Genomic DNA, 6,859 nt, shown 5'->3' on the forward strand with positions numbered 1-6,859 from the left:
GTCGGCGACGGGGACGGCACGCACCCGCGCGTGCGGCAGGACCCGCCGCAGGCCGGTGCCGACCGCCTCGGCCACCTCGGCGGCGGTGGCCGACCCTTTGAACTTGTCGGGTGCGACGAGCACGGTGGGCATGGGGGGTCCTCTCCGGCGTGTGGCGGTGGGGCCGGTGCGGTCAGTCGGCGAGCGCGATCGCCGTGGGGGCGTGGTCGGGGTGTTCGGCGAGGTCCTCGAACTCGACCACGTTGTCGATCTCGGTGCCCATGGACACGTTGGTGACGCGCTCCAGGATCACCTCGACGACCACGGGCACGCGGTGTTCGGCCATCAGTGTCCGCGCCTTCTCGAACGCGGGCAGGATGTCGTCCGGCTCGAACACCCGGATCGCCTGGCAGCCCAGTCCCTCGACGGTTTTGACGTGGTCGACGCCGTAGCCGCCGAGTTCGGGGGAGTTGATGTTGTCGAACGACAGTTGCACGCAGTAGTCCATGTCGAACCCGCGCTGCGCCTGTCGGATCAGCCCCAGGTAGGAGTTGTTCACCAGCACGTGCAGGTACGGGATGCGGAACTGCGCGCCCGCCGCCAGTTCCTCGACGAGGAACTGGAAGTCGTAGTCGCCGGACAGGGCGACCACGGTGGCGTCCGGCTCGGCGGTGGCCACCCCGAGTGCCGCGGGCACCGTCCACCCGAGCGGGCCGGCCTGGCCGGCGTTGATCCAGTGCCGGGGCCGGTGGACGTGCAGCAGCTGCGCGGCCTGGATCTGGGACAGGCCGATCGTGCTGACGTAGCGCACGTCCGGGCCGAAGGCGCGGTTCATCTCCTCGTAGACCCGCTGCGGTTTGACCGGCACGGTGTCGAAGTGGGTCCGGCGGAGCATGGTTCCGCGACGCCGGCGGCACTGCTGTGTCCAGTCGGTCCGGTCCGGCAGTCGCCCGTCCCGTTTCCATTCGCGGGCCACCTCGACGAACCGCTCCAGCGCGGCGCCCGCGTCGGACACGATGCCGTAGTCGGGGGCGAACACCCGGCCGATCTGCGTCGGTTCGACGTCGACGTGCACGAACGTGCGGTCGGCGGTGTAGGTGTCGAGCCCGCCGGTGTGCCGGTTGGCCCACCGGTTGCCGATGCCGAGCACGAAGTCGCTCGCCAGCAGGGTGGCGTTGCCGTAGCGGTGCGAGGTCTGCAGTCCGACCATGCCCGCGGTCAGCGGGTGGTCGTCCGGGATCGCGCCCCACGCCATCAGCGTGGGCACCACGGGCACGTCGACCAGTTCGGCGAACTCGACGAGCGTGTCGGCGGCGTCGGCGTTGACGACCCCGCCCCCGGCCACGATCAGCGGGCGCTCCGCCTCGCACAGCATCGCCAGTGCCCGCTCGGCCTGCGCCCGGCTCGCCGCCGGGGTCGCCACCGGCAGCGGTTCGTAGGTGTCCGGGTCGAACTCGATCTCGGCCTGCTGCACGTCCAGCGGCAGGTCGATCAGCACCGGCCCCGGGCGGCCCTGGCGCATGAGCTGGAACGCCTTCTGGAACGCACCCGGCACCTGGGCGGCCTCCAGGACGGTGACCGCCCACTTCGCCACCGGTGCGGCGACCGAGGAGATGTCGACGGCCTGGAAGTCCTCCTTGTGCAGTTTGTCGACCGGGGCCTGCCCGGTGACGCACAGGATCGGGATCGAGTCGGCCGACGCCGAGTACAACCCGGTGATCATGTCGGTGCCGGCCGGGCCGGAGGTGCCCACGCACACGCCGATGTTGCCCGGCGCGGCCCGGGTGTAGCCCTCGGCCATGTGCGAGGCGCCCTCGACGTGGCGGGCCAGCACGTGCCGGATCCCGCCGTGCGCCCGCATCGCGCTGTAGAACGGGTTGATCGCGGCGCCCGGCAGCCCGAAGGTCTGCGTCGCCCCCTCCTTCTCCAGGATGAGGACCGCGGCGTCGACGGCTCGCATGCGTGCCATGTGTTCCCTCCGTCTCTGGCGGCGGGGGCCCACCGGCCCCCGCGGGTGGTCATCTGTCGGTGCGGCCGCTGAGCCGCTCGACGCCGCGCAGCAGGCCCGAGTGGTCGAGCCCGCCGTCGCCCGCGGCCTTCGCGGCGGCCATGAGCTGGGCGACCAGCGCCCCGACGGGGGTGACGACCCCGGCCTCGCGGGCGGCGGCGGTGACGATGCCCATGTCCTTGTGGTGCAGTTCGATGCGGAAGCCGGGGTCGAACGAGCGGGTGAGCATGTTCTGCCGTTTCTGGTCGAGCACCTTCGACCCGGCCAGGCCGCCGCCGAGGACCTCCAGCGCGGCGTCGGTGTCCACGCCGTAGGACTCCAGGAAGACGACGGCCTCGGACAGCGCCTGGATGTTCGAGGCGACGATGAGCTGGTTGGCGGCCTTGACGGTCTGGCCCGAGCCGCTCGGTCCGACGTGGACGACGGTGCCGCCGACCGTGTCGAACAGCGGCTTCGCCTCGGCGAAGTCGGCCTCGCTGCCGCCGACCATGATCGAGAGGGTGGCGTTGCGGGCGCCCGCCTCACCGCCGGACACCGGGGCGTCGAGCAGCCGCAGTTTCCGGTGCCGGGCCTGTTCGTCGAGCGCGACGGTGACGTCCGGGCGGATGCTGGAGAAGTCGATCACCAGGGTGCCGGGGGCAGCGTGCGCGAACACCCCGCCCTCGCCGGCCAGGACCTGCTGCACGTCCGGCGAGTCGGGGACCATCACGCAGACCACGTCGGCGCCGGTGACCGCCTCGGCGATCGAGGAGGCGGCGCGGCCGCCGGCCTCGGTCAGCGGCCGGGTCTTGTCCGGGGTGCGGTTGTACCCGACGACGTCGTGGCCGGCGCGGGCCAGGTGGCAGGCCATCGGGCTGCCCATGATGCCGAGGCCGAGGAATGCGATGGTGCTCATGAGTCGGGGGCTCCTTCGGGATCGGGGATCGGTCTCGCTCGGGTGGTCTCAGGCGCGGCGGCGCTGCGGTGGGATCCAGTCGAAGCTGTCGACGGTGGCGCCGGTGGGCTTGTACTCCAGGGCGACCCAGCCGGAGTAGCCACCGGCCTGCAGGTCGGCGAGGTGTTTGTCCAGGGGCAATTCGCCCGTGCCGGGTTGGTTGCGGCCGGGGGAGTCGGCGATCTGCACGTGCGCCACCCGCGGGGTGTGCTCGGCGATGACCGCGTCGACGTCGTCGCCGTTGACCGCGAGGTGGTAGAGGTCGGCGAGCAGGCCGACGTTGGTCGTGCCGGCCTCGGCGCGCACCCGGTCGAGGACGGTGAGCGCGTCGGCGGCGGTGCGCAGCGGGTACGGCTGTGGCCCGCTGACCGGTTCCACCAGCACCGTGCCGCCGAACCGGCCGACGGCCCGGGCGGCCAGCGCGAGGTTCTCCACGGCCAGGGCGTCCTGCTCGTGGTCGGCGACCGTGTCGAGGCGGTTGCCGTAGAGGGCGTTGAATCCGGGTGTGCCCAGGCGCTCGCCGATGCCGGCGACGACGTCGACGTTGTCCCGGAACTCGCCCGCGCGGTCCGGCCAGGACACCAGGCCGCGGTCGCCGCCGGGCAGGTCGCCGGCGAAGAAGTTGAGTCCGACGAGCCGGACGCCCGCGTCGGTGACGGCGGCGACGAACCGGTCGACCTCGGCGTCGCCGGGCACGGCCTCGGCGAACGGCCACCAGAACTCGACGGCGTCGAAGCCCGCGGCCTTCGCCGCGGCCGGGCGTTCGTGCACGGGCAGTTCGGTGAACAGCAGCGAGCAGTTCACCGCGTAGGGCAGGGTGTGGGACATGGGGGTCACCTCGGTTCCTCCGTCCGGTGGGACGGGACGTCGGCGGGGTCGGCCCCGCCGGGGCGGTCACTCCCGGAGGGGGACTCGCGGCGGTGCGTCTCGCCGTCCGGGATGTCGTCGTCCAGCGTGTCGCCGAATTGGTCGATGCTGGTCTCGGCGGCCTCGAACACCGACGGTCCGGGCTTGTTGCCGAAGGACAGTTCGTTGAACAGCAGGTTGAGCAGCACGGCGACGACGGCGGCGGCGCTGATGCCGGAGTGCATGATCATGCCGAGCCACTCGGGGAAGGCGTCCCAGAACTCGGGCGCGGCGATCGGGATGATGCCGAACGCCATCGACACCGACACGATCACCATGTTCAGGTTGTCCTGGTACTGCACCCGGGCGAGGGTGCGGATGCCGCTGGCGGCCACGGAGCCGAACAGTACGATGCCGGCCCCACCGAGCACCGGGTACGGGATCGCCGCGACGACGGCGCCGACCACCGGCAGCAGGCCGAGCAGCAGCAGCACCCCGCCGCCGACGGCGACCGCGAACCGGCTCTTGATGCCGGTCAGCGCGACGAGTCCGACGTTCTGGGCGAAGGCGCTGGCGGGGAAGGTGCCGAACAGCGGCGCCACGGTGGTCGCGCCCATGTCGGCCCGCAGCCCGGCGGCCACCCGTTTCGCGTCGACGTCGGTCTCCACGATCTCGCCGATGGCGAGGATGTCGGCGGTCGTCTCCACCATGATCACGAAGATGACGATGGTCATCGAGACGATCGCGCCGACCTGGAAGGTGGGCGTGCCGAAGTGCAGCACGGCGGGCAGCGCGAACACGTCGGCCTCGCCGACCCCGGAGAAGTCGGCCTTGCCGGTCAGTGTCGCGATCAGGGTGCCGATCACCAGGCCGATCAGGATGGACAGCCGGGAGATCGCGCCCTGGAACAGTTTGCTGATCGCCAGGATGATCACCAGGGTGAGTCCGGCGTAGCCGATGTTGGCCATCGAGCCGAAGTCCTCGGCGCCGTCACCGCCCTGGGCCCAGGTGAACGCGACCGGCATCAGGGACAGACCGATGACCGTGATGATCGTGCCGTTCACCACGGCGGGGAACAATCGGACGAGCTGGGCGAAGAACGACGAGGCGACCAGGCCGATCAGCCCGGCCACGATGATCGCCCCGAACACCGGGCGCACCCCGCCCTCCGAGGCGATGGCCACCATGGTGGACACGCTGGCGAACGAGATGCCCTGCACGATCGGCAGGCGGCTGCCCACCGGGCCGATGCCGAGGGTCTGCAGCAGCGTCGCCAGGCCACTGAGGAACAGGCCCGCGGTGACGAGCAGGGCCGTGTCGGCCGCCGACAGCCCGGCCGCGCCGCCGACGATCAGCGGGGGCGCGATGACCCCGCCGTACATGGTGAGGATGTGCTGGGTGCCGTAGGCGAGCAGCTTCGGCAGCGAGTACAGCTCGTCCTCGGGCCGGCCGCGGTACTTCGACGAGCGCTGGAACAGCGTCATTGCTGACCTCCTGCGGGTGTCGTCAGACCCAGCCGGGCACGGCGTGCCAGGCCGCGCCGGCCTCGGGGGCGTCGTCGCGCTGGACGGTTGCCTCGATCAGCCCGTACGGGCGGTCGGCGGCGTGGAAGACCTCGTTCGGGTTGTCCACCCCGAACGGGGACAGATCCACCAGGAAGTGGTGCTTGTTCGGCGCGGAGAACCGGATTTCGGCGATGTCCGGGTGTTTCTCCAGCACCGTGTGGCCCATGCCGTAGAGGCTCTGTTGGAGGGCGTAGCTGTGGATCTCGGCGAACCGGGCCAGCAGCAGGCCGCGCACCGAGGCGAAGGTCTCGTCCCAGGACACGTCCGTGGTGCCGTAGCGCCACCGGGCGATCAGGGAGGTCGCCAGGATGCGGTCGTCGGTCTCGGCGAGTGTGGTGTAGCGGTCCTTGAGGAAACCGTGGAACTCGGACCCGGTCGACTTCAGGACGGTGAGGTCCTTGATGCCGGAGACGACGTGGGCGGTGCGGTCCGCGCCGCGGCCGTCGACGTTGACCACGGTGGTGCGGGTGCCGAGGCCGGACTGGACGAAGGCGTGGTCGTGCTCCCCGTCGCCGGTGGCGATGCGTTGCCACGGGGTCTCGTCGATCTCGATGCGGGCCCCGGTGGCGGCGGGGGCCTGGGCGAGGAAGTGCTCGGCCAGCGCCAGGGCGAAGTCCTCGATCGTGCCGACGCCGTGTTCCTCGGCGAAGGAGAAGACGGTGTTCTTCTGGGTGTCGGTGGGCAGCACGTCGCCCTGGTCGCCGTCGACGTGGGCGGCGCCGAAGTCGCCGCGCAGGGCGGTGGAGACGGTGAGGTCGCGGATCTCGTGCCGGGGGGTGTCCCGCTGGACGCGGACGAGGTGGGTCTGGGCCTTGCCGTACTGGTTCGGGCCGAGAACGATGGCCATGATGTCAGCTCCCGCGGTAGGTCGAGTAGGCGAAGGGGCTCAGCAGCACGGGCACGTGGTAGTGCTGCGTGGGGTCGGCCAGCACGAAGGTGATGACCACCTCGGGGAAGAAGCCGGTCTGCCCGGTGGCGGCGAAGTAGGCGGCGGTGTCGAACACCAGCCGGTAGTGACCCGCGTCGAGTTCGTTTGGGCCGAGGTCGGGCACGCGGCCGTCGCCGTTCGTGACGGCCTCGGCGAGGACGGTGGCGCCGTTCGCCCGTTCGAGTCGCACCGGGACGCCGGCGGCGGGGCGGCCCGCGGCGGTGTCCAGGACGTGGGTGGTGACCGCGCTCATGCCGTCACCAACTTCCGCACCCGCAGCACCGCGATCTTGCGGAGCTCGTCGGCGACGACGTCGGCCTCGCGGGCGGGGTCGTTGTCCAGTCGCGTGCGCAGCGCGGTGAGGATCTCGTCGGAGGACAGTCCGGTGGCGCAGATCAGGAAGACCCGGCCGAACTTCTCCTCGTACGCGCGGTTGGCCTCGACGAGTGCCCGCCTGGTCGCCTCCTCGGCGTCCACCCCGGCCTGCTCCTGTCGGGACCACGCGGACTCCGTGTCGGCTCCCTCGGCGCGCTCCCCGATGCGCGGGTGCGCCGCGAGTGCCCGGTCCACCTCGTCGGCGCCGAGCCCGCGTGCCGCGG

Annotated in this window: 8 protein-coding genes; all 8 read right to left on the reverse strand. The window is 71.6% G+C overall.

Features of this window, described 5'->3' with window-relative positions:
* Window positions 1-132 (reverse strand): glycerate kinase (locus ACTIR_RS27685; protein ID WP_161629629.1); only part of this gene is annotated, 132 nt, incomplete at its 3' end.
* A gap of 40 nt (window positions 133-172) precedes the next feature.
* The gene (gene gcl, locus ACTIR_RS0110065; protein WP_026454177.1) at window positions 173-1,948 is read right to left on the reverse strand and encodes a glyoxylate carboligase; all 1,776 of its coding nucleotides are present in this window, start codon (window positions 1,946-1,948) and stop codon (window positions 173-175) included.
* Window positions 1,949-1,997: 49 nt separating this feature from the next.
* Window positions 1,998-2,882 (reverse strand): 2-hydroxy-3-oxopropionate reductase, encoded by an 885-nt coding sequence (locus ACTIR_RS0110070; RefSeq protein WP_026454178.1) that lies wholly within the window; start codon window positions 2,880-2,882, stop codon window positions 1,998-2,000.
* A 48-nt stretch (window positions 2,883-2,930) separates the two neighbouring features.
* Entirely contained in the window at window positions 2,931-3,749 is an 819-nt protein-coding gene (locus ACTIR_RS0110075; RefSeq protein WP_026454179.1) for a hydroxypyruvate isomerase family protein, read from the reverse strand.
* Between the two features lie 5 nt (window positions 3,750-3,754).
* Entirely contained in the window at window positions 3,755-5,251 is a 1,497-nt protein-coding gene (locus ACTIR_RS22605; protein ID WP_026454180.1) for a nucleobase:cation symporter-2 family protein, read from the reverse strand.
* A gap of 22 nt (window positions 5,252-5,273) precedes the next feature.
* Window positions 5,274-6,179 carry a factor-independent urate hydroxylase gene (gene pucL / locus ACTIR_RS0110085; protein WP_026454181.1) on the reverse strand — a complete coding sequence of 302 codons (906 nt, stop codon included), beginning with the start codon at window positions 6,177-6,179 and terminating at the stop codon, window positions 5,274-5,276.
* A gap of 4 nt (window positions 6,180-6,183) precedes the next feature.
* Window positions 6,184-6,513, reverse strand: coding sequence for a hydroxyisourate hydrolase (gene uraH, locus ACTIR_RS0110090; RefSeq protein WP_026454182.1), 330 nt, complete (start codon window positions 6,511-6,513; stop codon window positions 6,184-6,186).
* On the reverse strand, window positions 6,510-6,859 hold a 350-nt coding region (locus tag ACTIR_RS22610; protein WP_034239309.1), incomplete at its 5' end, for a 2-oxo-4-hydroxy-4-carboxy-5-ureidoimidazoline decarboxylase. The genes uraH and ACTIR_RS22610, both read right to left, overlap by 4 nt.

The organism is Saccharomonospora iraqiensis subsp. iraqiensis, from assembly GCF_000430445.1.
Lineage (GTDB): Bacteria > Actinomycetota > Actinomycetes > Mycobacteriales > Pseudonocardiaceae > Saccharomonospora > Saccharomonospora iraqiensis.

Excerpts from the sequence above, each read along its gene's own strand:
- gcl (WP_026454177.1), bottom strand. The coding sequence starts at position 1,948 with ATGGCACGCATGCGAGCCGTCGACGCCGCGGTCCTCATCCTGGAGAAG.
- ACTIR_RS0110070 (WP_026454178.1), bottom strand. The coding sequence starts at position 2,882 with ATGAGCACCATCGCATTCCTCGGCCTCGGCATCATGGGCAGCCCGATG.
- ACTIR_RS0110075 (WP_026454179.1), bottom strand. The coding sequence starts at position 3,749 with ATGTCCCACACCCTGCCCTACGCGGTGAACTGCTCGCTGCTGTTCACC.
- ACTIR_RS22605 (WP_026454180.1), bottom strand. The coding sequence starts at position 5,251 with ATGACGCTGTTCCAGCGCTCGTCGAAGTACCGCGGCCGGCCCGAGGAC.
- pucL (WP_026454181.1), bottom strand. The coding sequence starts at position 6,179 with ATGGCCATCGTTCTCGGCCCGAACCAGTACGGCAAGGCCCAGACCCAC.
- uraH (WP_026454182.1), bottom strand. The coding sequence starts at position 6,513 with ATGAGCGCGGTCACCACCCACGTCCTGGACACCGCCGCGGGCCGCCCC.